At 50.9% G+C, this 485-nt stretch carries 1 protein-coding gene; it reads left to right on the top strand.

Annotated elements, in window-relative coordinates; all coding sequences use genetic code 11:
• Positions 1-485, top strand: a 485-nt coding sequence (locus HFD99_RS24900; protein ID WP_238797305.1) for a condensation domain-containing protein, incomplete at both ends; no start/stop codon positions are given.

The raw sequence follows: 485 nt of genomic DNA, 5'->3' as shown, positions 1-485 counted from the left end.
TCGGCCTGGCTATTCATCGCTGGGCGGGGATTGAACGAGTGCTCGTCAACCTGGAAGGCCATGGACGGGAATCCATTTTGCCCGAGCTGGATATTACGCGTACGGTAGGCTGGTTTACGACCCAATTCCCGGTTGTGCTGGATATGAGTGTGAGCCAAGACCTTTCACAGCGCATCAAACAGGTGAAAGAAGGGTTACGCCGGATTCCGCAAAAGGGTATTGGCTACGGTATGCTGAGATACCTGTCCGCGGCATGTGAGCAAGAGCGTTTTGTAACCGAACCTGAAATCAGCTTTAACTATTTGGGACAATTTGATCAGGATATGCAAAATCAATCCATTGGCGTGTCTCCTTACGCTAGCGGTGCCGAGCTGAGCGCACATGCAGCCAGATCGCACACGCTGGATTTGAACGGACTGATTTCAGAAGGTCAATTGCAATTGACGATCAGCTACAGCCATCAGGAATATCGCAAGGAAACGATG

This window comes from Paenibacillus sp. EKM301P, from assembly GCF_011800295.1.
Lineage (GTDB): Bacteria > Bacillota > Bacilli > Paenibacillales > Paenibacillaceae > Paenibacillus > Paenibacillus polymyxa.
Note: the sequence above shows the minus strand (reverse complement) of the source record. Positions and strands in the feature narration are given on the sequence as shown.